Source organism: Pseudomonas sp. ZY71 (assembly GCF_036542145.1).
GTDB classification, from domain to species: domain Bacteria; phylum Pseudomonadota; class Gammaproteobacteria; order Pseudomonadales; family Pseudomonadaceae; genus Aquipseudomonas; species Aquipseudomonas koreensis_A.
Genome location: NZ_CP144274.1, coordinates 520798 through 545745, shown reverse-complemented (window position 1 = coordinate 545745; position 24948 = coordinate 520798). Strand labels below are relative to the sequence as shown.

Sequence of the window (24948 nt, the reverse complement as noted above, 5' to 3'; positions counted from 1 at the left end):
CTCAGGGGCCGATGACCACTACGGTGGCACCTTTGCGATTGGCGAAATGTTCAATGATGCGCAACTTGTGCGCCGCCAACCAATCACTCAGCCACGGCTCGTCGCCTTTGGCCTCGATGAGGAAATACTGATAGTCGTCAGCGTGGGCAGCCGACATCGCTTCCTCTGCGGTCAGTACCGGCATCACGTAGCCGCGACCGGCGTAATAGCTGATCCGCCCATCCTCGAAATAGGTGTTCGCTCCTGGCTCGACATGGGTGGATAACCAGCGGCCTGCCTCGATGTAATGCGTTTTGCCGGCCCCGGTGGAAATGACGTTCGACAGCATCACCAACAGCCCCAGAATCACCAGCCACCGGCCCCAACGCGGAAACTCGCGAACGAACGCCGCCAGCCCCATCGCCAGCACGGGCACAAATAACAGATTCAGAAAGCTCAGATAGCGCGCGTTCATGAACTGCTGCTTGATGAAAAACAGCACCAGCACCACCAGATACAGCAACGCCGCCCAGGCAAAAGGACGATAGTCGCGCCAGTAGATACCCAGAACCCCCCAGTTGCGCCGCAGGAAGAAGGGAACGACGAATGGTCCCATCAACTTCACGAAACTGATGGCCATGGTCCCCAGGATGCCAAAGAAAATGATCCGCCCGGCTTCATCCTGGGAGTACTTGTTGACAAGCGTGCTGGCAAACTGATCACAGAGCATCTGAAAGGAGGCAAACACACTGTGCGGCGCAATCATGTCCAGATACAGCATCACGCGCGCCGACATGAGCACGCCTGAGACCGAAACGGCCAGCAGCCCCAAAATCGGCAGCAGGGAAAACTGGAAGAATTGTATCCGTCGGGTCGACGACCACAGATTGGGCAACTGCCAGAGGACTAACGCCGGCACCAACAGCAAGGCTTCCAGCCGGAACAAGGCTGCCGCGACGATGGCCAGGTGAATGAATGCCGCCCGCAGCCAGCCACCCCGAGCCTGCCAGCGCAGCGCGAGCCAGAGCGTCAGTGTGCAGAAGAACCAGAAACCGCATTCACGGATGATGTCATTTCGAAAGGCATTCACCGCCGGCATGGCCAATACCACCAGACACGCCCAACGGGTGATCTGCGCAGATCGCTGGCGAACGCAGTCCACCATCAGCGCGCTGGTGCCGGCCAGAAAGAGCGCGCACCAAAGATAGGCGCTCAGTTCGAGCGGCAAATGCAGGACGGTATGCGTACCGGCAAGCAGAAAGGAAAACCAGGGCCAGTCGAAAGCAGCCCAGGCCACATTCGGCCCGTGCTCGGTGACCTGTTGCGCAATATCAATGTACAGCGCGGCATCACGCCCCACTGTCGCGGTGCCCAATACCGCTATCAGCGATAGCAGCACACTGCCCAAAAACGCCAGCCAGACCGGGTATTCGTCGATGATTCTGGAGACTCGAGTTGCCACGCTACCGCCCGTACCTTTCACCCAGCCACCTCACCGACATCCGTTACAAGGTCCGCGCACGTCGCCGCGACCCGCTTACCGAAACAACAACCGCAAAGCCTTGCGGGTATATGACCAGCGTGAAAACGTACGCCAGTCAGCACGCAAGGCCTGAAAATAGAACGACTTGGCCAGCTTGTACTCACCATGGGAATAACAGTCGCGAAACAACGATAGACAGCGCTGCGCCAGGAACGCCTGACGCAGATCCCCCATTTCCTCGGGCATGCGTCGTGCGGAGAAAACTTCGCTGACGACCTGCTCCGTGCCGGCGGCAAGACTTTGGCGTAAATCATGGCGCATGCTATCGGCATGCTTGTAGATCAACGCCAAAGGCTTGTCCAGAACGCTGCAAGGGTAACGCGCCAGCACTTGAGCAAACACCGGCAGGTCTTCGACATTACGCAAATGTTCCGGGTAATTACCCAAAACGAACACATCGCGATGCATTGCGCAGGCACCGTTTGAAATCGACACCGTCTTGTTCAGCAGGTAACCCTGCAGGCGCTGGCGAGGGGTCACAGGCAAAGGCCTGGCCGCCTGCAAGCTGCGTCGCCCGTCAGCGAAAACCGACCAGTGCGCGCCGATCACCATCAGGCTTTGCGGATGACTCGCAATGTGCTGTGAAAGCTCAGCCAATGCACCGGGGGCCATTTCGTCGTCAGAGTCGAGGAACACCAGATACTGCCCGGTTGTTTCTTCAAGGCCACGATTGCGTACCGAAGACAAACCGCCGTTGCTTTTTCGCAGCGCGCGAAAACGCCCGCCATGCTTGAGCAGGAGCTGTTCCACTACCTCTGGCGTATCGTCCGTCGACCCGTCGTCGATGACCAGCAGATCCGCCGTCGCCTCATCCAGTTGCGCCAATACCGACTCCACTGCTCGTGGCAGGGTTCGCGCATAGTTGTAAACCGGAATGACGACGCTGATCAGTGTTTCAGTCAAGTTCGTATCCTTTTACACCCTCTTTTACGACCAGAATATCTTCCATGATCAGGTATTCCAGGTCCGAACCGAAAAACATGTTCAACGCGTCGGTCGGCGAGCAGATCATCGGTTCGCCACGACGGTTAAGCGAGGTGTTCAGCGATACACCATTACCGGTCAGATTTTCCAGCGCCTTCATCATGTCGTAGTAGCGCGGGTTGTATTCGCGCTTGAGCACCTGGGCGCGAGAGGTGCCATCTTCATGGACAACTTCCGGCACGCGGGTCTTCCACTCTTCCGCCACTTCGAAGGTGAAGGTCATGAACGGCGCCGGGTGATCGATCTTGATCATCTGTGGCGCAACGGTGTCGAGCATCGACGGGCAGAAAGGCCTCCAGCGCTCGCGGAACTTGATCTGGTGATTGATCCGGTCAGCCACACCGGCCACGCTCGGGCAACCGATGATCGAACGACCACCCAATGCACGCGGACCGAATTCCATGCGCCCCTGGAACCAGGCAACCGGGTTGCCGTCGACCATGATTTTGGCGATCTGCTCAGGCATGTTGTCGAGCTTGCGCCAGGTCGGCTTGCTCTCGTGACGGGCGCAGGCGGCGATGACGTCTTCGTTGCTGTACGACGGGCCGAGGTAGACGTGTTCCATCTTCTCGACCGGTACGCCACGAGCGTGAGACACGTAGGCAGCGGCGCCGACCGCAGTGCCGGCATCGCCGGACGCCGGCTGCACGAACAGCTCTTTGATGTCGTCGCGGGCGATGATTTTCTGGTTCAGTTTGACGTTCAACGCACAGCCACCGGCGAATGCCAGCTTGCCGGTTTCCTTGAGCACATCGCCCAGGTAGTGGTCGATCATCTGCAACGCCAGTTTCTCGAACAGCGCTTGCATGCTCGCGGCGTAGTGAATGTACGGTTCGTCAGCGATGTCGCCTTCGCGCTTCGGCCCCAGCCACTCGATCAGCTTGGGCGAGAAGTAGAAGCCTTTGCCCTTCTCTTTGTAGCGACGCAGGCCGATGACGTTGGCGTAGTCGGTGTTGATCACCAGTTCGCCGTTCTCGAACGAGGCCAGACGCGAGAAATCGTACTTGCTGGCATCGCCGTACGGCGCCATGCCCATGACCTTGAACTCACCGTCGAGCATCTCGAAACCGAGGAACTCGGTGATCGCGCCGTACAGGCCGCCGAGCGAGTCAGGATCGAAGAATTCCTTGATCTTGTGGATCTTGCCGTTTTCGCCGTAGCCGAAAAAGGTCGTGGCGTACTCACCTTTGCCGTCGATACCGAGGATCGCGGTTTTTTCTTTGAAACCGGAGCAGTGGTAAGCGCTGGAGGCGTGAGCCAAGTGGTGTTCGACCGGCTCGATCTTGATTTTTTTCGGATCGAAACCCAGTTGCTCAAGGCACCAGACGATCTTGTTGCGATAGCGCTTGTAGCGACGGTTGCCCATCAGGATCGCATCGAGGGCGCGATCCGGCGCGTACCAGTAACGCTTGGCGTAGTGCCAGCGCGCCTTGCCGAACAGGCTGATCGGGGCAAATGGAATCGCAACCACGTCAACATCGGACGGTTTGATGCCGGCCTGTTCAAGACAGAACTTCGCCGATTCGTAGGGCATGCGGTTCTTTGCATGCTTATCACGTACGAAACGCTCTTCTTCAGCCGCCGCCACCAGCTTGCCGTCGATGTACAAGGCTGCTGAAGGGTCATGGCTAAGGGCGCCGGACAGGCCAAGAATCGTCAATGCCACAGGGGTCTAGCCTCTTTAGTCTGCGTGCAGGCGCGATGCGCCTTGAATATTGATGTGCCCTCGCACAGGGCGAGTGACAGCTAAAGGGCGGGATTATAGCGTAAACGAGTGGGGAATTACCCTGCGCGATTACCCCAGGGTGAATGGTTTGAAGAAACCTGGCCCTACGACTCAATAACCGCCCTTGCGCCAGTAAATACCAAGATTACCGTCGGTGACCTGACGATAAACCGTATAGGGCAACGCCACTGTATCGAATACACCGGACAATGGCAGATCCAGCAGCACGAACGGTACAAGAAATCCGCTGGGATCGGGAGGCGCGTTCAACACGCAGAAGTCGAAGGCCAGACCGCTGTAAATACGCGGAATGGATTGGCAGTAGGTTTTTTGTTTGCGCATGTCCCGAGCGACGTCGGCATCGTCTTGCAAGACGGTCATGGCGCTGCCGCAGCCAGCCAGAACCCATGAAAATATACCCAGCGTTGCAGCCTGTTTGATGGTCAAGATTCGCCCTCCAAGGTCGTTGGGCAAATTAGCATCGGGACTGGACAGGGCACAGTTCACGGTTTCTGTAGAAGCCGTAGGACAAGTCGCTAAATCTTGTCCTCCGAAGTTTTATTCAGGCCGCGCTGGAAATGTCTTTCGGCAAACGCTGATCAATAACCTGATACAACGCGCTGCTTTCCGGCCAGTTACGCATGAATCGCGCACGGTCACGGGCATAGGCCGGGGCAAAACCGCCCACAGACCCATGCTGGCACATCGAATCCAGATCGATCAGCGCCCAGCGATCCTGCTGCCAGAACAGATTGTGGCCCTTGAAGTCGCCATGGCTGATGCGCTCGTCAATCAAGCGCGCGAACAGTCGGTCCAGCGCCTGCAGCTCCATTTCTGGTGCGTCACCATTCTCAACGTACGGCGCAAAACGCTCGATGATGTCCGGCCCGGGGAGGTACTCGGTCACCAGATACGCCCGACTGCGCAGCCAGAAAAAGCGTTTCTCCAGTACCGCCAGCGGTTTCGGTGTGGCGATACCGAGAAACGCCAGGCGATTGCCTTCGCGCCATGAATGCCAGGCGCGACTCGGGCGCCAGAAACGCTTGAGCCAATGGGCAAAGCCCTTGATGTTGTAGCGCTTGATCACCAGCGTACGCGCACCGGCCTGAACCTTGCCGACGCTCGCCGCACCACCGGTCTTGTACAGATGCCCCTGATCAAGCAACGCATCGGCCTGCGCAAGCACCGGCAGCATGGCCGGTTCTTCTTCGCGACGAATCGCGCGCAGTCCGAACGCTCCACGCTGCACGCTGAACAGCGTGCATTCGCGACCGACCTTGATCAGAAAGTCTTTCAAACGCCAGCGGCGCACTTTGTCGATCTGCTTCTGCAAGGCTTCCAGCGGCAGCGCGTGCTCGCTGTTGCTCAACAGGTAATACACCAGCAATTCTTCAGTGTACGGCTCAAGCGCCTTGGGTAACTGGGCGAAAAACACTCCGAGGTTTTCCAGGACTTTTTGCCGCGATAGCGGCTGACCGGCGGTCTCGGCACAAATACCGGCACCATCAATCAAGTACAACTGGCCGCCGTGACGCAGCAGATTGTCCAGATGCAGGTCTTCCTGCCAAAGCCCTTTGCCGTGCAACTGGGCAATGGCGCCCAGCGCCTCGGCCAACACCGCCGATTGCTCGTCGGCCAGTACCGGCAGCGACTCGACTTTCGCCCAGGCATCACCAAGGCTTTCGGCACCTTCAAGGAAATCGAACAGCAGCCAGCCACCTTCGCCATTCTTCAAACCATCGGCCAGCAGCAGCGGTGTCGTCATACCTTGCGCCGCCAGCAAGCGCACGCCTTCCAGCTCGCGCTGAAAATGCCGCGCGGCCTTGCCGCCCACCAGCAATTTGGCCAGCACCGGACGCCCGCGCCAGATACCGGCGCCGACGTAACGCTGCCCCGGCAGGACTCGCAGCAGACTGAGCAATTGCAGATCCGCACTGCCAGCGGCATCGGCCAGAGTCACCGTCAGCGGCAGTTGCGGGGTTCGCCCGACACCGGCCAGCTCGGACAATTGCATCAGCGCGTCTCCTTGTGACTGCGGCGCGCGGTCAGCCGAGCGAGCCAGCTGTCGAGCAGCGAGCTATCGCTTGGCTGGTCGAGATAAGCCGCGAGCAACTCACGCAGCTGCGCCTCGTTCCATTCCGGCGCGCGGCGTTGCAGCGGCTCCAGATCCTTGATCCGGTCACGCATGCCGAACAATAAAGGACGGGTTTTTTCCAGGTCGATCAATTGCGCCTGATATCCGTCACCGGTGGCCCGCAGAAAAATATGCTTGGGGTAGAAACAGCCGTGCACCTGACGCACACCGTGCAGATGCCGAGCCAGCAGGCCACAAGCCTTGAGGATGGCTGAATGCTGTGCAGCACTGAGTTGCGCCCAACGCTGCAACAGCGATTCCAGATCGTTCCAGCCATCGAGCGCCCGGGTCAGCAGGATCGCGCGGACTTCGCCGTCGACTTTGCGCTCACCGAAGAACGCCGCTTGCAGCGCCGGTATGCCGAGCTTGCGATAGCGGCTGATGTTACGAAACTCACGGGCAAAACTGGGCTCGCCGAAAGGCGCGTGCAAAGTGCGCGTCAGGTAATTGCTCTGGCGCTTGAGGTAATACCCCTGCCCCTCCAGGTCCAGACGGAAGACGCTACTCCAGCCACCACGGGCGGTATTGGGTTCATCCACAGCTTCAAGCTGTTTAGCCCACAATGCGTCGAAAGTGCCGAGACCATGGCGCTCAAGCAGTGCGCGGTCTTCAGCGGCGAGAAAATCAGTCATTCGCGTCCCTCGAAAAATCTCACCACGTGCCGGATCCGTTTCTTGTCAGCGCTATCAAGCCGATCGCACTGGCGGTATTGCTTATAAAAGCGCAGGCGTTGGGTATTGGACAGGTGGTATTTGGCGAGTTTATCGAGACAGGCCAGATCCTTGGTGATCCGATACTTGAGCCAGAAGCCGCGCCAGAACTCGCCGTTGGGGCAATCGATCAGAAATATCCGCGCCTGGTCATCGATCAACAGGTTGCGCCATTTCAGATCGTTATGGGTAAATCGCTGATCATGCATCGTCCGGGTATAACCGGCCAGTTGCCGACTGACAGCGTCGACCCAGGCGCGATCCTTGAGCTTCGGATCCTTGCGCTCGGCGAGCGCCGAAAGGTCTTCGGTGTTGGGCAATTCACGCGTGATCATCGCGCCACGATCATACGCCGCACCGCGTCGTTCCAGGCCCCAGGCCACCACTTCGGCAGTGGGAATGCCCCACTTGGCGAAGCGCTTGAGGTTCTGCCACTCCATCTTCACTCGCGGCTTGCCGAGGTAGCGGCGCAAGCCTTTACCGGCGCCGACATATCGCTTGACGTAATAGTTGACGCCGTTGCGCTGCACGCGAATCACTTCCGACAGCGGGTCACGGGTCAGGCGTTCGCCCTGCAACGCAAATACCGCTTCGAGGCTGCCGAAGTCTTCGGCGAGCTCGCTGTATTGCGGCTCGAGAGTCCAACCCGCCATCAGAGCGCATCCCCGTAACGCTGCTTACGTTCATAGAGCTTGTTGGCTTTGCCTTCGAGCCAGTTCAGCAGCGGCGCTTCTTCAGCCAGAATCTGGCGCAGCGGTTGCTGGAAATAGCCCTTGAGAAAACGCAGCTTGTCACGGCGGGTCAGGCCGATGTCCAGCGCGGAAAAGTACAGAGCGGCCAGATCCTTGTTGCGCCAGCGCTGAGTAATCTTCACACGGGTCTGGGCACGGTGCAGGTCGATCACCGACAGTTTGAAATCTTCCGGTGTCACCGGTTTATCGGTGTGCAGCAGGAAGTGGCAGATGTAGCAGTCGCGATGGTTGACACCGGCGCGGTGCATCATGCCGGTCATGCGCGCGACTTCGGCGATCAGCGCGCGCTTGAGTTTTGGCTTGGGCGGCTGCTTGACCCAGTCGATGCTGAAGTCTTCCAGGCTGATGGTCGGCGCCAATTCTTCGGTAACGATGAACGAGTGCTGATCTGCCGGGTTGCTGCCTTTCTCGCCGTACGCGACGGCAGTCATGGTCGGCACGCCGACTTCCTGCAGACGCTGGATGGCTTTCCACTCTTGACCCGCGCCGAGTACCGGCAGCTTGGCGGTCAGCAGGTTCTTGAAGATTTCGCCCCAGCCGATGCCACGGTGGATCTTCACAAAAAATCCGTTGCCGTCGACTTCCGTGCGCAGTGTCCGGCGTGCTTCCAGCTCGCGGTATACCTCGCCCTGCAAGCCTTCGACTTCGGCGAACGGGTCGCGCCCGGCCCAAAGGCTTTTGAACGGTTCAGCCAGCATCAACTTCATTAAGCGTGCTCCGCCAGAATCACATCGGCCGCGTGCTGCGGCATGCTGTAGAGGTCGGCCGTCTCGGCGAAGGCCAGACCATTGCGGCTCCAGGCCGCACGTGCAGCGTCATCATTCAACATGTCAGTCAGGTATTGCGTCAGCTGCGCCTGATCGAACGGCTCGTCCAGCACTCGCCCGGCATCCGCCTCGGCGATGTAATGGGCGTAACCGCAGACCGCGCTGACCAGCACCGGCAAACCGGCGACCAGCGCTTCGAGCAACACCGTGCCGGTATTTTCGTTGTAGGCCGGGTGGATCAACAGATCGGCGCCGAGCAGGAAGCGCGGGATATCGCTGCGCCCTTTCAGGAACGTGACGTTATCGCCCAGCCCCAAAGTGGCGCTCTGCATCTGGAACAATTTGGGGTCATCCTGGCCGATTACAAACAGCCGGGTACGCTTTCTCAGTTCAGCGGGCAATGCGGCCAGCGCTTTCAGGCTGCGATCGACGCCTTTGGTTTTGAAGCCCGAACCGATCTGCACCAGCAGCAGTTCGTCGTCCTTGAGGTTGAATTCAGCGCGAAAACCGGCGCGAATCTCATCGGCATCCGCCGGGCGGCGACGATCCTGGGCGATGCCTGGCGGCAGCAGATGGAAACGCTCAAGTGGCGTGTCGTAATGCTTGATGAACAGCGGTTGCTGCACTTCGGAAATCATCAACACTTCGGTCTTCGCGTCTTTGGCGAACACCGCGCGCTCGTACTCGGCGAAGTGACGATAACGGCCCCAGCGGCGGTACAGCGAGTTACGCAGGTTTTGCGCCTTGTCTTCGAAGCAGCCGTCGGCGGCGTAATAGACGTCCAGCCCTGGCATCTTGTTGAAACCGATCAGGCGATCGACTGGGCGTTTGGCCAGATCCGCTTCCATCCACGCACTGAGTTTTTCATTGCGACGGTGGTTGAAGAATGCCTTGACCGGCGCCACCAGCACTTCGAAACCGGGCGGCACGTCGCCTTCCCAGATCAGCGTGTAGACGCGAATCTGATGCCCGCGCTTCTGGCATTCGAGGGCGATGCGCATGAAATCGCGCTGCAAACCGCCGAACGGGAAATATTTGTACAGGACGAATGCCAATTGCATCAGCGCAGCTCCTCAGCCATTAACAACGTGCTCAGTCGGCTGGCGACACGCTCGGGGTTCAGACGCGTGAAGCACAATGGCTGTTCACGCTTCAGGTCAAACTGACGGGCATCCTGCGCGGTCGGTTGATAGGTACATTTCTTTTGCAGGCACGGCGCGCACGGGAAATCGCTGGCCAGGTGAATCTGCAATTTGCCGTAGGCGCCGGTCAGGCCCGGATTGGTCGGGCCGAACAGCGAAATGGTCGGCACATCCAGCGCCGCGGCCAAGTGGCCGAGACCGGTGTCCACCGCCACGCAAGCCTGCGCTCCGGCGAGAACTTTGCCGACGCCGGCCAGATTCAGTTTCGGCAGCACTTCGGCGTGTTTGAAGCCGGCAGCGATGCGTTCGGCGCGGGCCTTCTCCTGCGGGTTGCCCCACGGCAGTTTCACACCGACGCCGAGATAACCGACGCGCTCGGTCAGTTCGCGCCAGTAACTTTCCGGCCAGTGTTTGGTGTCCCACGTGGTGCCATGCAGGAACACCACAAAGGCGTTTTTGCGCGGCAGCTCGACCAGACGCTCGACGTTCAGACCGTAATCGCCCAAGCCTTTGGGCAGGTCATAACCAAGGGCGATGGCGAATAACTGCCGCACGCGCTCGACGGCGTGCTGACCACGGGCGACAGCCAGTTTGCGATCATAGAAACGCGAAGCCATCGGCTCACGGGCCGAACCTTTGTCGAGACCGGCCACCGGCGCTTTGACGTAACGGGTCAGCCAGGCGCTTTTCAGCAGGCCTTGGGCGTCTATCACCAAATCGTATTTGTTCGCGCGCACGCTTTGCTTGAAGCGTTTCCATTCGCCGCTGGTGATGGTTTTCCAGATGTTTTTGCGCCAGCGGCGGATCGCCACCGGAATCACTTTTCCAACGGCCGGGTGCCAGGTCGGGATCTCGGCGAAGCCTTCTTCCACAACCCAGTCGAACTTGATCCCGGGGATGGCCCGGGCGGCGTCGGTCAGCGCCGGCAACGCATGAATCACGTCGCCCAGCGATGAAGTCTTGATCAGCAGTACCCGCAACTTAATGAACCTCGACCACAGAGCCCTGCAACTTCTGCAAGGCATCGTTGACCGCGTCCGGCATCAGCTGGCGCAGGCAGTTGTAATGGCCGAAGCGGCAGGTACGGTCGAAGCACGGGCTGCAATCGAGGCCCAGACGGACGACTTCAACGTGCTCGGCCAGCGGCGGAGTGAAACCCGGCGAAGTCGAGCCGTAGACCGCAACCAATGGGCGATTCAGCGCGGCGGCAACGTGCATCAGACCGGAATCGTTGGAGACCACCGCGTCAGCGCAGGACATCAGGTCGATGGCCTCGGCCAGCGAGGTGCCGCCACTGAGGTTGACCGATTCTTCACGCAGGCCCGGGATCAAACGTGCGCGTATATCTTCGCCGACGGCGTGATCGTTTTTCGAGCCGAACAGCCAGACTTGCCAGCCTTCGCGGATGCGCGCTTCGGCGACTTTGGCGTAGTGCTCGGACGGCCAGCGCTTGGATTCGCCGAACTCGGCGCCGGGGCACAGGGCCAACACCGGACGATCGAGGGTCAGAGCAAATTTGGCCAGCGCCGCTTCGCGGGTCACCGGGTCGATTTGCAGGCTCGGACGTGGATACGGTTTCGGCAGCTCGGCGTTCGCTTCGTAGGCCAAAGCCATGAAACGCTCGATCATCAGCGGATAACGTTCTTTGTCGAGAGTGCGCACATCATTGAGCAAGCCGTAGCGGAATTCGCCGCGCCAGCCGGTGCGCTTCGGGATGCCGGCAAAAAACGGCACCAGCGCCGACTTCAGCGAGTTGGGCAGCAGGATCGCCTGATCGTACTGACCGCGCAGGGATTTGCCGATGCGCCGACGCGTCGCCAATTCCAGCGCGCCGTGGCCGAGCGGGAAGCTCAAGGCCTTGCGCACTTCGGGCATGCGCTCAAGGATCGGCCGGCTCCACTCGGGGGCCAGCACGTCGATTTCGCATTGCGGGTGGCGTTGTTTGAGACACTGAAACAGTGTCTGCGCCATCACCATGTCACCGACCCAACTGGGCCCAACGATCAGAATATTCATGTGGTTTCCATAAACGAACCGGGGAGGCATTTACGCCTCCCCGCCTCGATAATCACTGAGGGAGCGGCATTGCTGGCGATGGGTCATTACCTTCAACATGACTGTCGACTGTCACTCCGCTATCGCGAGCAGGCTCGCTCCCACATTGTTTTGCATCTGTTCACATATCTGCGACTCACCACAGATCCATTGTAGGAGTGAGCCTGCTCGCGATGGGGTCGTTACATTCAACATTGTTGTCGTCTGATACTCCGCTATCGCGAGCAGGCTCGCTCCTACAGGTTTTGCATTCACTCCAACATCTGCGACTCACCACAGATCACTGTGGGAGCGAGCCTGCTCGCGAAGGGGCCGTTACATTCGACATTGTTGTCGTCTGACACTCCGCTATCGCGAGCAGGCGAAGGCCTACAGGGTTTTGCATTCATTCACACATCTGCGACTCAGCTTAGCCCCATCTCTTTCCAGATCCGCAAAACCTGCCGCCGTTCTTCGACAAACTGATCGCCCGGTATCACCCCGGCATCCTTCTGCAAGGCCTGCCGGTGGGCGGCGGAGCGGTAGGCTTTATAGGCCTCGCGCAACAGGCTGGCATCTTCGGCAGGCATCAGCCCTTCGTGCTCCAGCTCTTCCAGAATGCGGATGTTATCGGTCCAGCGCAGCAGTGGCGGGTGGCTTTGCGACCACGCCAGAGCCGCGTATTGCACCATAAATTCAATATCGACGATACCACCGGCGTCCTGCTTGAGGTCGAATGGCGCCGTGGCGTCGAAGGCATTTGCTGCCGTCCCGGCTGCGGTGCTCTTGGTGCCGAGGTTGTCGCGCATCTTTGCGCGCATCTCGCTGACTTCCTGTTGCAGCTTCGCCAGATCACGCGGCTTGCCCAGCACCTGGGCACGAACCGTCTCGAACGCCTGACCGACATCCTGACTGCCGACCAGCACCCGCGCACGCACCAAAGCCTGATGCTCCCACGTCCAGGCTTCATTTTCCTGATAGCGGGCAAACGCGCCGAGCGAACTCACCAACAGCCCTGAAGCACCGGATGGGCGCAGACGCATGTCCACTTCATAGAGCTGACCGGAGTTGGTCTGCGCCGTCAGCAGGTGAATGATCCGCTGCCCGAGTCGCGTGAAGAACTGCGCGCCATCGATCGACTTCGGCCCATCGGTTTCCGCCTGCGGATCGCCGTCGTGGATAAACACCAGGTCCAGGTCCGAACCATGCCCCAGTTCCAGACCGCCGACCTTGCCATAACCGACAATGATGAAGCCGGGATCGCACAATGTGCCGTCGGTGCGCAGCGGCGTACCGTACTTGGCCACGGTCTGGCGCCAGGCCAGAGCCAGCACTTGCTCAAGAATCGCCTCGGCCAGCCAGGTCAGGTAATCGCTGACTTTCATCAGCGGCAGACTGCCGGCGATTTCCGAAGCAGCGACGCGCAAGCGGTGCGCCAGTTTGAAATGGCGCAGGGCTTCCATTTGTTGTTCGAGGTCATCTTCGGGAATCCGCGTCAGCCGCTCGCGCAATTCAGCGGCCAGCTCTGGCGCCAAGGGCGGTTTGAACAAACGCCCTTCGTTAAGCAATTCATCCATCAGCAGCGGGAAGCGAGTGATCTGCTCTGCGATCCACGGGCTCGCCGCGCATAACGTCAGCAAGCGTCGCAGCGCACCGGGGTTCTCCGTCAACAAGACCAGATAAGCCGAACGCCGGGCCACTGCTTCAACCAGCGGCAGCACACGTTCAAGCACCAGATCCGGGTTGGCGTGCTCAACTGCCTGCGCCAACAGACGCGGAATAAACGCATCGAGCCGCTCACGTCCCAACCGCTGCATCGCGCGCAATTGCGGGCTGCTGCGCAATCCGGCCAGCGCTTTCAGGGCTTTGCTCGCGTCAGCAAAACCACCCTCCTCCAACTGCCGGCACGCCGCTTCTTCGTCCTGCGCCTCTTCCCACAGCGGCAGCCATTCGCCGCCGACCACCACTTCACTTTCGGCGCCTTCATCTTCATCGGGATCGGCGATCACCTGAGCGAAGTGCCAAGCGACACGACCGCGCCAGAACATCAGTTTTTCATGGAAAGAATCCCAATCGGCAAAACCGAGCATGAAGGCAATGCGCGCTTGATCCTGCGCGCCATCCGGCAGCATCTGCGTTTGGCGGTCGGCAATCGCCTGAATCGCGTGCTCGGTGTAACGGAGAAATTCGTAACCCTCGCGCAATTCACTGATCACTGCAGGCGGCAGATAACCCTGCCCTTCCAGCGTGCTCAACACCTTTAATAAAGGACGCTGTTGCAGGCTCAAGTCGCGGCCACCGTGGATCAACTGAAAGGCCTGAGCGATAAACTCGACCTCACGGATGCCACCCGAGCCAAGTTTGATGTTGTCGGCCATGCCCTTGCGCCGCACTTCCTGCTGGATCAACTGCTTCATGGTGCGCAGCGCTTCGATCGCCGAGAAGTCGAGGTAACGCCGATAAACGAACGGTCGCAGCATGTCGAGCAACTGCGCACCCGCGACCTGATCGCCGGCCACCACCCGCGCCTTGATCATCGCGTAGCGTTCCCAGTCGCGGCCCTGATCCTGGTAATACTGCTCCAGCGCATTGAAGCTCAGCACCAGCGCGCCGGACGAGCCGTATGGGCGCAGGCGCATGTCGACACGGAAGACGAAACCGTCGACCGTCATTGGATCGAGCGCCTTGATCAAGCGCTGGCCGAGACGAATGAAAAACTCCTGATTATCCAGCGAGCGCTTCACGCCCACCGTTTCACCGCCCTCGGGGTAAGCGAAGATCAAATCGATGTCGGAAGACAGGTTCAACTCGACGGCGCCGAGCTTGCCCATGCCGAGGATGACCATCTGCTGCGGCTCACCGCTGCGGCGGCCGGTCGGCGTACCGAACTGTTCGCAATGGCGGCTGTACAACCATTGATAAGCCTGATCGATGGTCGCGTCGGCCATGTCCGAAAGATCGCGGCAGGTCTGCACCAGATCGGCCTGACGTGTGAGGTCACGCCAGATGATTCGCACTTGATGGCGAGCACGCTGACGACGCAAGGCGCGACCGAGTTCGTCTTCACTCTGGGCGGCGTTCACCGCGGCGGCAATCTGCGCGCACAATTCACCCGGCGCAAAGGCCCGGTCGAGTTCGCCGGACTGCACCAGCGACAGCAACATCAAAGGGTCACGAACGCTCTGTTCAATGACGAATTCGCTGGCAGCGGTGACGCGGGCGAACTGCGCCCAGCGCTCTGGCGTCCAGTTGGCGAAGCCGTGATCGTCTTCCAGCGCCGCGACGGCCGTACGGAACGACTGCTCGGATCGAGTGACCAACGGCAGGAGAATGGCGGGCAGTTCGGCAAGCACGGGCAGGGTCATGGTCTATCCTTGATCGGCGTGTAAATGGCCGCTTGTAGTGATTGGTGAAAAGCCGCTACCCGGAGGACTGTCGAACAAAAGTTAGAAATAGCTGAAATTTCTTTCTCTTTGGCAGCGAACATCAAAGTTTCACCTTTTTCGGATGGCAAAAGATCAACCTTAACGATTATTCTCACAACGCAGCCGGAGGCCACAAGCCATTCTTCTGTAGTTTTACTACTCGTCTATACATTCGAAAGGCTGAAATGCCGGAAGATTTGTAGTAAAACTACACGCCGCCGGAACAACCTATCGGCAATCCAAGAATTTTAAATCGTCTGCCCACAAGGCCAGTCGCAAACTCAGGCAACCGATTCTGGAAGCCTTTCCGCCCTGGAGCAAGCCATGCAAGACCTCGATCCCGTCGAAACCCAGGAATGGCTGGACGCCCTGGAATCGGTTCTCGACAAAGAAGGCGAAGACCGTGCTCACTATCTGATGACCCGTATGGGCGAACTCGCGACCCGCAGCGGCTCGCAGCTCCCTTACGCCATCACCACGCCTTACCGCAACACCATCCCGGTAACCCACGAAGCACGCATGCCTGGCGACCTGTTCATGGAACGCCGCATTCGCTCGCTGGTACGCTGGAACGCGATGGCCATGGTAATGCGTACGAACCTGAAAGATTCTGACCTGGGTGGTCACATCTCCAGCTTCGCTTCCAGTGCGACCCTGTATGACATCGGCTTCAACTACTTCTTCCAGGCCCCGACCGACGAACACGGCGGCGACCTGATCTACTTCCAGGGCCACACCTCGCCAGGCGTTTACGCCCGTGCGTTCATGGAAGGCCGCATCACCGAAGACCAGATGAACAACTTCCGCCAGGAAGTCGACGGTCAGGGCCTGTCGTCCTACCCGCACCCTTGGCTGATGCCTGACTTCTGGCAGTTCCCGACCGTATCCATGGGTCTGGGTCCGATCCAGGCGATCTACCAGGCACGCTTCATGAAGTACCTGGAACACCGTGGTTTCATCCAGCCGGGTAAACAGAAAGTCTGGTGCTTCCTGGGCGACGGCGAGTGCGACGAGCCGGAATCCCTGGGCGCCATCTCCCTGGCCGGCCGCGAGAAGCTCGACAACCTGATCTTCGTCATCAACTGCAACCTGCAGCGCCTCGACGGCCCGGTTCGCGGCAACGGCAAGATCATCCAGGAACTCGAAGGCGTGTTCCGCGGTGCTCAGTGGAACGTGACCAAAGTCATCTGGGGCCGTTTCTGGGACCCACTGCTGGCCAAAGACGTCGACGGCATCCTGCAACGTCGTATGGACGAAGTCATCGACGGCGAGTACCAGAACTACAAAGCCAAAGACGGCGCGTTCGTTCGCGAGCACTTCTTCAACACGCCAGAACTCAAGGCGATGGTTGCTGATCTGTCCGACGACGAGATCTGGAAACTCAACCGTGGCGGCCACGACCCGTACAAGGTCTATGCGGCTTACCACGAAGCGGTCAACCACAAAGAACAACCAACCGTCATTCTGGCCAAGACCATCAAGGGTTATGGCACCGGTGCCGGCGAAGCGAAAAACACTGCGCACAACACCAAGAAAGTCGATGTCGACAGCCTGAAGTTGTTCCGCGATCGTTTCGACATCCCGGTCAAGGACGAAGAGCTGGAGAACCTGCCGTTCTTCAAGCCAGAGCCAAACAGCGCCGAAGCCCGCTACCTCAGCGAGCGTCGCACTGCACTGGGCGGTTTCGTCCCTCAGCGCCGCGCACAAAGCTTCAGCGTACCGACTCCGGATCTGGACACCCTCAAGGCGATCCTTGACGGCTCTGGCGACCGTGAAATTTCCACCACCATGGCGTTCGTGCGAATCCTCGCGCAACTGGTCAAGGACAAGGAAATCGGCCCGCGCATCGTTCCGATCATCCCGGACGAAGCCCGTACCTTCGGTATGGAAGGCATGTTCCGTCAGCTCGGCATCTACTCGTCCGTCGGCCAGCTCTACGAGCCAGTCGATAAAGACCAGGTGATGTTCTACAAGGAAGACCAGAAAGGTCAGATCCTTGAAGAAGGCATCAACGAAGCAGGCGCCATGAGCTCGTTCATCGCTGCCGGTACTTCGTACTCCAGCCACAACCAGCCGATGCTGCCGTTCTACATCTTCTACTCGATGTTCGGCTTCCAGCGTATCGGTGACCTGGCCTGGGCCGCTGGCGACAGCCGTACCCGTGGCTTCCTGATCGGCGGCACCGCCGGCCGGACTACCCTGAACGGTGAAGGCCTGCAACACGAAGACGGTCACAGCCACCTGCTGGCTGCAACCATCCCGAACTGCCGCACCTACGATCCAACCTACGGCTACGAGCTGGCGGTGATCATTCAGGACGGCATGAAGAAGATGACCGAAGAGCAACAGGACATCTTCTACTACATCACCGTGATGAACGAGTCGTACCAGCAGCCAGCCATGCCGGCCGGTGCCGAAGAAGGCATCAAGAAAGGCATGTACCTGCTCGAAGAAGACACTCGCGATGCGGCGCATCACGTCCAGCTGATGGGCTCCGGCACCATCCTGCGTGAAGTCCGTGAAGCGGCGAAGATTCTGCGTGAAGAGTTCAACGTTGGCGCTGACGTCTGGAGCGTTACCAGCTTCAACGAACTGCGTCGCGACGGCCTCGCTGTAGAGCGCAGCAACCGTCTGAAGCCGGGCCAGAAGCCTAAGCTGAGCTACGTCGAAGAGTGCCTGAACGGCCGTAAAGGTCCGGTCATCGCCTCTACCGACTACATGAAACTGTTCGCCGAGCAGATCCGTCAGTGGGTACCGTCGAAGGAATTCAAAGTCCTCGGCACCGACGGTTTCGGCCGCAGCGACAGCCGCAAGAAACTGCGTCATTTCTTCGAAGTCGACCGTCATTTCGTGGTGTTGGCAGCCTTGGAAGCACTGGCTGACCGTGGTGATATCGAACCTAAGGTGGTGGCTGAGGCCATCGTCAAGTTCGGCATCGACCCGGAAAAACGCAACCCACTGGACTGCTGAGGAGACATTTTGTGAGCGAACTCATTCGCGTACCTGACATCGGCAGCGGTGAAGGTGAAGTAATTGAACTGTTTGTGAAGGTCGGCGACCGTATCGAAGCCGACCAGAGCATCCTGACCCTGGAATCGGACAAGGCCAGCATGGAAGTGCCGGCCCCGAAAGCCGGCGTCATCAAGAGCCTGAAAGTGAAGCTGGGCGACCGTCTGAAAGAAGGCGACGAACTGCTTGAGCTGGAAGTCGAGGGCGCCGCTGAAGCGGCCTCTGCTCCGGCTGCTGCGCCGGCTGCAAAAGCTGAAGCCAAACCGGCTGCCGCTCCTGCTGCTGCCGCGCCAGCCGCTGCCCCTGCTGCCCCTGCTGCCGCTTCGGTTCAGCAAGTGCACGTGCCGGACATCGGTTCGTCGGGCAAGGCGCAGATCATCGAGATCCAGGTCAAGGTCGGCGACACCGTCGAAGCTGATCAATCTTTGATCACTCTGGAGTCCGACAAGGCGAGCATGGAAATCCCGTCGCCTGCCGCTGGCGTGGTCAAGGCCATCAACGTCAAGCTCAACGACGAAGTCGGCACTGGCGATCTGATTCTGGATCTGGAAGTGGCGGGTGCTGCGGCCCCTGCTGCGGCCGCTCCAGCTCAAGCTGCTGCACCGGCTGCTGCCGCTGCGCCTGCTCCGGCAGCCGCTCCAGCAGCCCCGGTGGCTGACAGCGTTCAGGACATCCACGTTCCGGACATCGGTTCGGCCGGCAAAGCCAAGATCATCGAAGTGTTGGTCAAGGCTGGCGACAGCGTTGAAGCCGACCAGTCGCTGATCACCCTGGAATCCGACAAGGCGAGCATGGAAATTCCATCGCCTGCCGCTGGCGTGGTGGAAAGCGTTTCCATCAAGCTGGATGACGAAGTCGGTACCGGCGACCTGATTCTGAAGCTGAAAGTCAAAGGCGCGGCACCTGCTGCTGCCCCGGCGCCAGCTGCCGCTGCTGCACCAAGTGCTCCTGCCGCTGCTGCTCCGGCTGCCGCTGCACCTGCACCTGCACCTGCTGCCGCTCCAGCCGCCGCACCGACCAAGCCAGGCGCGAAAGTTCACGCCGGCCCAGCCGTGCGTCAACTGGCCCGCGAGTTCGGCGTCGAGCTGAACGCTGTCGGTGCCAGTGGCCCGCACGGCCGTATCTTGAAAGAAGACGTGCAGGTTTACGTCAAAGCGATGATGCAGAAGGCCAAGGAAGCACCGGCCGCTGCAGCTGGCGCAACCGGTGGCGCGGGCATCCCGCCGATCCCGGTCGTAGATTTCAGCCGTTTCGGCGAAATCGAAGAAGTGCCGATGACTCGCCTGATGCAGATCGGCGCGTCGAGCCTGCACCGCAGCTGGCTGAACATCCCGCACGTGACTCAGTTCGATTCGGCTGATATCACCGAGCTGGAAGCCTTCCGCGTTGCACAGAAAGCCGTTGCAGAGAAGGCCGGCGTCAAGCTGACCATCCTGCCGCTGCTGCTCAAGTCGTGCGCGCACATGCTCAAGGAGCTGCCGGACTTCAACAGTTCGCTGGCACCAAGCGGCAAAGCGATCATCCGCAAGAAATACGTGAACATCGGCTTCGCCGTCGACACCCCGGATGGCCTGCTGGTACCGGTCATCAAGAACGTCGACCAGAAGAGCCTGCTGCAACTGGCAGCCGAAGCCGCTGCGCTGGCCGCCAAAGCCCGCGACAAGAAGCTCACCGCTGACGACATGCAAGGCGCGTGCTTCACCATTTCCAGCCTCGGCCACATTGGCGGTACCGGCTTCACGCCGATCGTCAACGCTCCGGAAGTGGCGATCCTCGGTGTTTCCAAGGCAACCATCCAGCCAGTCTGGGACGGCAAAGCCTTCCAGCCGAAACTGATGCTGCCACTGTCGCTGTCCTACGATCACCGTGTGATCAACGGCGCCGCTGCCGCACGCTTCACCCAGCGTCTGGGCAGCCTGCTGGCGGACATCCGCACGATCCTGCTGTAACTCGATCGGCCCTCCGGCAACGGAGGGCCGATTGCTGCACCCTTTCGAGCGCCACACGCTCGTACCTCAACCCCGTCAGTTTGGCGGGGCTTTTTTTTGCCTGAAAAATCCTTCCGGTCTTTTTCCCACATGTTGCGCTGATATCGGCCACAAGCCTGGTCGACTTGGCGCCGATCTTTTTTATTCGTCACGCAACTAACCTAAGGGCAGCCAATTTAACTAAGCAAACTTCGCGAAAACTCATACTCATTAAAATTCATTCGAATGGATTCGACATGTTAAAACCCACTATCGGCCCGATTGTCGGCCACGTTACAACTAATCATGCGCGCATATTCATGCGTGGCGAGCGGCACAACAATGCGCCGGTATTTGCCGGGGTGCGTTTTCGCAGTTCCGGTACACAACAATGGTCGAACGGCAACTTCGCACGCCTGAGCGAATTACGCGATATGTCGCAAGTATTCGCCCTGAACAACTTGAGCAGCGACACCGAATATGAATATCAGGCCGGCTGGTTCAGTCCGATGAATCCGGTGCACACGCCGGACAGCGTCGCTGAACTGCCGCTGCAATGGCCGCGAGAGATTTACCGCTTGCGCACCCGTTCCAGCAAGGTCCTGCAGCCCAGAGCCTATATCGTCGGCTCCTGCCGCTACCTGCGCATGACCGCCGGTGTCGCCGTCCTGCCGCAATTGGGCGATCGTATCTTCGCGTCCATCAATCAGGTGATCGAAGGCATACAACCGCCGATCAGCGCGGTATTGATGACCGGCGATCAAATTTACGTCGACGATTTGAATCTACTTGCACCGGATCGCGACTATAAAGATATCCTAAGCAAGTATCGCGCGGCTTTTTCCCTGCCGAATATAAAACGACTGATGTCCGGCACTTCGACTTACATGATTCTCGACGATCACGAAATCGAAGATAACTGGCCCGCCAATGCCAGCAAGTCCGACGGCGATTTATATCGCAACGCCATGGCCGCTTATGAGTTGTATCAGGCCAGTCACAGCCCGGCACACCCACTGACAACTAACGGCGAAGTAGATCACTCGACACTTGAGCATTACTGGTATCAATTCAGCGACGGCGATATCGAATGGTTTGTCACTGACAGTCGCACCCGCCGCCACTTGTCAGCCGATGATCGACGGATCCTCGACGAGGCACAGGAACAGGCCCTGCTCAAATGGCTGAGTCACAGCATGGCGCGGGTCAAGTTCGTGGTCACCAGCGTGATGTTCTACCCGGATCGCAAACTTAACGGCGATGACGCCTGGAAAGCCTTTCCCGAGCAGCGCCTGCGCCTGCTGGAAACCATCCGCACCCGGCGCATCAAGAATGTCGTGTTCATCTCGGGGGACGTGCATGGCTCGCTGACGGCTCGCCTGAGTCACAGTGAAGACCCGGATTTCGAAGTCCACACCGTGGTCTCCTCACCGCTGTGCAACAGCAAACTGCTGCCCTATGCCAAAGCGTCCACGTTCATTCTTGATCAGCCGCTGGTGCGTACGGCGGCCGGCGATTATCGACATGAGCTGAGCAGCACGGTGGTCAGTGAAGACAATTTCGCCCACCTGGTGGTCGAGGCCGGGCAGATTCAGGTCAATTACCACGACCGCGATGGCAAACAGCTGCAGTCGATCGCCATAAAACTGCGCTAAGCCTTGAAGATCGCAGCCTTCGGCAGTTCCTGCAGAGGGCGCATTGCCCTGTAGATATTGGCGAAGGCTGCGATCTTTGGCTCTTTTCAACCACGGGCTGGAGAAATGTTCAGTGCAGCCGACATATTCTTATAGCACTTGGCCTTCATCTCTCTTGTCAGTCGGTGCCGCAATGATGCAACCTTGCCGCAGGCAACAGTAAAGAGGGCGCGAGCCCGGCGCGTTCAGCATATTTCCAAGCGAGTTCCCTTCATGAAGAGCCAACCCGATGCCGCCAGCCGTATGGCGGCCGAGGTAGTGACGCAGTTGCCTGTGCCCTCGCGGCTCGGCATGCTGCGTTTCGAGCGCTTGAATGAAGCCAGTTGGGCCATGCTGTTTCTCGATCCCAACTGCGAACGCCAGTTCGGTCAGCCGGCCGTCGAGCTTTGCGCGCTGGTCGGCTCACCCTACGCCAGCCTGATGGAACCCGAAGCGCGTTATCAACTGCACGACGCGATCCAGCAACAGCTGACCGCCAGCCCGCATTATCTGGTGCGTTACACCCTGCACACGGCTGCCGGTGCGCTGAACATTCTGGAACTGGGCGAAGCCTACAAACAACACAACCGTCATCTGCTGCGCGGCTATCTGCTGGCGGTCGATCACGTCTTCGACGAAGCACCGCCACTGCCCTCCGTCGACCTCGAAACGCAGAATTCGCGCCTGCAAATCGCCCTGGAACTAAACCAACGGGCGCAGCAGGAACAACTGCAGCACCTGGAACGCGTACGCGCCCAGCAGGATTTGATTCTGCTGCTCGCACGTCAGCGCTACAGCACGCACAACTCGCTGCAGGAAGCCGCCGAGCTGATCACCCGCTGCGCCTGCGATATCTATGAGATCGACTGCGCCAGCCTGTGGAACCTCGAAGGCCAGCATCTGGTGCCGATTTCCGCGTACCACCGCGCGACCCAGGAATACATCCTCCCGGACGTGATCGACATCAGCAGTTTCCCCGACTACATGGAAGCGCTGCACAGCAGCCGCGCCATCGACGCACACAACGCGATGCGCGATCCACGCACCCGGGAGATGGCCGAAGCGCTGCGCCCGCGCGACGTCAACGCCATGCTCGACGCCAGCATTCGTGTCGATGGCCAGGTGGTCGGCGTGTTGTGCCTGGAGCAGACCGGCGTCACCCGCGCCTGGCAGTCGGACGAAATCGCCTTTGCCGGCGAGCTGGCCGACCAGTTCGCGCAAGTCATCAACAACCACAATCGTCGCACCGCCACCAGCGCCCTGCACCTGTTTCAGCGTGCAGTCGAGCAAAGCGCCAACGCGTTTTTGCTGGTCAATTGCGACGGCGTGGTCGAGTACGTCAACCCGAGCTTCACCGCGATCACCCAGTACACCACCGAAGAAGTTCACGGCCAGCGCCTGTCCGAGCTGCCGGCGCTGGAAAACCTCAGTGAACTGCTGTTCGACGCGCCTTCGGCGCTGGCCAAAAGCAACAGCTGGCAGGGCGAATTCAAGAGCCGGCGCAAGAACCTCGAACCGTACTGGGGCCAGTTGTCGATCTCCAAGGTGTACGGTGACAACCGCGAGCTGACGCATTACATCGGCATCTACGAAGACATCACCCAGACCAAACTGGCGCAGCAGCGCATCGAGCGTCTGGCCTACACCGACAACCTGACCAACCTCGGCAATCGCCCGGCGTTTATCCGCAATCTCGACGAACGCTTCGCCCGCGACAGCGATACGCCGATCAGCCTGTTGCTGGTGGACATCGACAACTTCAAACGGATCAACGACAGCCTCGGTCACCAGACTGGCGACAAATTGCTGATCAGTCTCGCTCGGCGTTTGCGCAACAGCCTGAGTCCGAGCGGCAGCCTCGCGCGGTTCGCCAGTAACGAGTTTGCGGTGTTGCTCGACGATACCGATCTGGCGACCGGCCAGCAGATCGCCAACCAGTTGCTGGCGACCCTCGACAAGCCGATGTTCGTCGACAACCAGTTGATCAGCGTTACCGGTTCGGTCGGCCTGGCGTGCGCGCCGTTGCACGGCCGCGACCCGCAAACGCTGATGCGTAACGCCGGTCTGGCGCTGCACAAGGCCAAGGCCAACGGCAAACATCAGGTGCAAGTCTTCACCGAGGCGCTGAACGCCGAGGCCAGTTACAAACTGTTCGTCGAGAACAACCTGCGCCGCGCCCTGACCCAGAACGAACTGGACGTGTTCTACCAGCCCAAGCTGTGCCTGCGCAGCGGTCGTCTGCTGGGCATGGAAGCATTGTTGCGCTGGAACCACCCGGAACGCGGCATGATCCGCCCGGACCAGTTCATCAGCGTCGCCGAAGAAACCGGTCTGATCATTCCGATCGGCAAGTGGATCGCGCGCCAGGCCTGCCGCATGAGCAAAGCGCTGACCGCTGCCGGGATGGGCAATCTGCAAGTGGCGATCAACCTGTCGCCGAAACAGTTCTCCGATCCGGATCTGGTCGCCTCCATCGCCAACATCCTCAAGGAAGAAGCGCTGCCGGCCTATCTGCTCGAACTGGAACTGACCGAAGGCCTGCTGCTGGAAGCCACCGAAGACACGCACTTGCAACTCGACCAGCTCAAGCGTCTCGGCCTGACGCTGGCCATGGATGACTTTGGCACCGGTTATTCGTCGCTGAGTTATCTGAAGAAATTTCCGATCGACATCATCAAGATCGATCGCAGCTTCATCCACGAAATTCCCGATAACCAGGACGACATGGAAATCACCTCAGCGGTGATCGCCATGGCGCACAACCTGAAACTCAAGGTCGTGGCCGAAGGCATCGAGACCGCCGAACAACTGGCGTTCCTGCGTCGCCACCGCTGCGACGTCGGCCAGGGTTACCTGTTCGACCGGCCGATCCCCGGCGGCGAACTGATCCAGGCGCTGAAGCGCTACCCGCGCGGCCCGCTCTGCCTATAAACACCGCAAATCCCTTGTAGGCCTTCGCCTGCTCGCGATAGCGGTGTGTCAGCAACAAACCCTCTGACTGACCCACCGCTATCGCGAGCAGGCTCACTCCTACAATGTTGTGCGAGTACCCGCACATTTTGAGTAGTGATTAACCGGGCATCATTCGGCACACTGGCGGTCT

At 59.5% G+C, this 24948-nt stretch carries 16 protein-coding genes; 4 read left to right on the top strand and 12 right to left on the bottom strand.

Translation table 11 applies throughout. The annotated features are described in order from the left end of the window. Position 1 precedes the first annotated feature (1 nt). The 12 genes from VY732_RS02355 to glnE form a co-directional block, all read right to left on the bottom strand. Complete coding sequence (locus VY732_RS02355; protein ID WP_331695836.1) at positions 2-1378, bottom strand: hypothetical protein; 1377 nt, start codon at positions 1376-1378, stop codon at positions 2-4. A 138-nt stretch (positions 1379-1516) separates the two neighbouring features. Then, positions 1517-2425: a glycosyltransferase family 2 protein gene (locus VY732_RS02350; RefSeq protein WP_212620536.1), complete on the bottom strand. Its 909-nt coding sequence runs from the start codon at positions 2423-2425 to the stop codon at positions 1517-1519. Beyond that, entirely contained in the window at positions 2418-4172 is a 1755-nt protein-coding gene (locus tag VY732_RS02345) for a carbamoyltransferase family protein (RefSeq protein ID WP_077570529.1), read from the bottom strand. The genes VY732_RS02350 and VY732_RS02345 overlap by 8 nt, the downstream gene beginning before the upstream one ends. 171 nt (positions 4173-4343) lie before the next feature. Continuing rightward, on the bottom strand, positions 4344-4679 hold the full coding sequence (locus VY732_RS02340) for a YceK/YidQ family lipoprotein (protein ID WP_077570527.1): 336 nt from the start codon (positions 4677-4679) through the stop codon (positions 4344-4346). A 115-nt stretch (positions 4680-4794) separates the two neighbouring features. Then, positions 4795-6246 (bottom strand): lipopolysaccharide kinase InaA family protein, encoded by a 1452-nt coding sequence (locus VY732_RS02335; RefSeq protein ID WP_123593021.1) that lies wholly within the window; start codon positions 6244-6246, stop codon positions 4795-4797. Next, positions 6246-6998 carry a lipopolysaccharide kinase InaA family protein gene (locus VY732_RS02330; RefSeq protein WP_077570522.1) on the bottom strand — a complete coding sequence of 251 codons (753 nt, stop codon included), beginning with the start codon at positions 6996-6998 and terminating at the stop codon, positions 6246-6248. The genes VY732_RS02335 and VY732_RS02330 overlap by 1 nt, the downstream gene beginning before the upstream one ends. Further along, entirely contained in the window at positions 6995-7729 is a 735-nt protein-coding gene (locus VY732_RS02325) for a lipopolysaccharide kinase InaA family protein (protein ID WP_077570520.1), read from the bottom strand. The genes VY732_RS02330 and VY732_RS02325 overlap by 4 nt, the downstream gene beginning before the upstream one ends. Continuing rightward, positions 7729-8535 carry a lipopolysaccharide core heptose(I) kinase RfaP gene (rfaP, locus tag VY732_RS02320; RefSeq protein ID WP_331693696.1) on the bottom strand — a complete coding sequence of 269 codons (807 nt, stop codon included), beginning with the start codon at positions 8533-8535 and terminating at the stop codon, positions 7729-7731. The genes VY732_RS02325 and rfaP overlap by 1 nt, the downstream gene beginning before the upstream one ends. Beyond that, the gene (locus VY732_RS02315) at positions 8535-9656 is read right to left on the bottom strand and encodes a glycosyltransferase family 4 protein (protein ID WP_123593019.1); all 1122 of its coding nucleotides are present in this window, start codon (positions 9654-9656) and stop codon (positions 8535-8537) included. Before VY732_RS02315 ends, rfaP begins: the two co-directional genes overlap by 1 nt. After that, a complete protein-coding gene (waaC, locus tag VY732_RS02310; protein ID WP_016985658.1) occupies positions 9656-10717 on the bottom strand; it encodes a lipopolysaccharide heptosyltransferase I in 1062 nt (353 codons plus the stop codon). The genes VY732_RS02315 and waaC overlap by 1 nt, the downstream gene beginning before the upstream one ends. A gap of 1 nt (position 10718) precedes the next feature. Then, on the bottom strand, positions 10719-11753 hold the full coding sequence (waaF, locus tag VY732_RS02305; protein WP_077570511.1) for a lipopolysaccharide heptosyltransferase II: 1035 nt from the start codon (positions 11751-11753) through the stop codon (positions 10719-10721). A gap of 443 nt (positions 11754-12196) precedes the next feature. Continuing rightward, entirely contained in the window at positions 12197-15136 is a 2940-nt protein-coding gene (glnE, locus tag VY732_RS02300; RefSeq protein ID WP_331693695.1) for a bifunctional [glutamate--ammonia ligase]-adenylyl-L-tyrosine phosphorylase/[glutamate--ammonia-ligase] adenylyltransferase, read from the bottom strand. A 384-nt stretch (positions 15137-15520) separates the two neighbouring features. Here glnE and aceE point away from each other — a divergent pair, with 384 nt between their 5' ends. From aceE to VY732_RS02280, 4 genes are all read left to right on the top strand, one after another. Next, entirely contained in the window at positions 15521-18166 is a 2646-nt protein-coding gene (gene aceE, locus VY732_RS02295) for a pyruvate dehydrogenase (acetyl-transferring), homodimeric type (RefSeq protein WP_007915682.1), read from the top strand. Between the two features lie 11 nt (positions 18167-18177). Further along, the gene (gene aceF, locus VY732_RS02290; RefSeq protein ID WP_331693693.1) at positions 18178-20154 is read left to right on the top strand and encodes a dihydrolipoyllysine-residue acetyltransferase; all 1977 of its coding nucleotides are present in this window, start codon (positions 18178-18180) and stop codon (positions 20152-20154) included. Positions 20155-20429: 275 nt separating this feature from the next. Continuing rightward, a complete protein-coding gene (locus tag VY732_RS02285; RefSeq protein ID WP_331693691.1) occupies positions 20430-21827 on the top strand; it encodes an alkaline phosphatase D family protein in 1398 nt (465 codons plus the stop codon). Positions 21828-22079: 252 nt separating this feature from the next. After that, positions 22080-24776, top strand: coding sequence for a putative bifunctional diguanylate cyclase/phosphodiesterase (locus VY732_RS02280; protein ID WP_077570503.1), 2697 nt, complete (start codon positions 22080-22082; stop codon positions 24774-24776). The last annotated feature ends 172 nt before the right edge of the window (positions 24777-24948 follow it).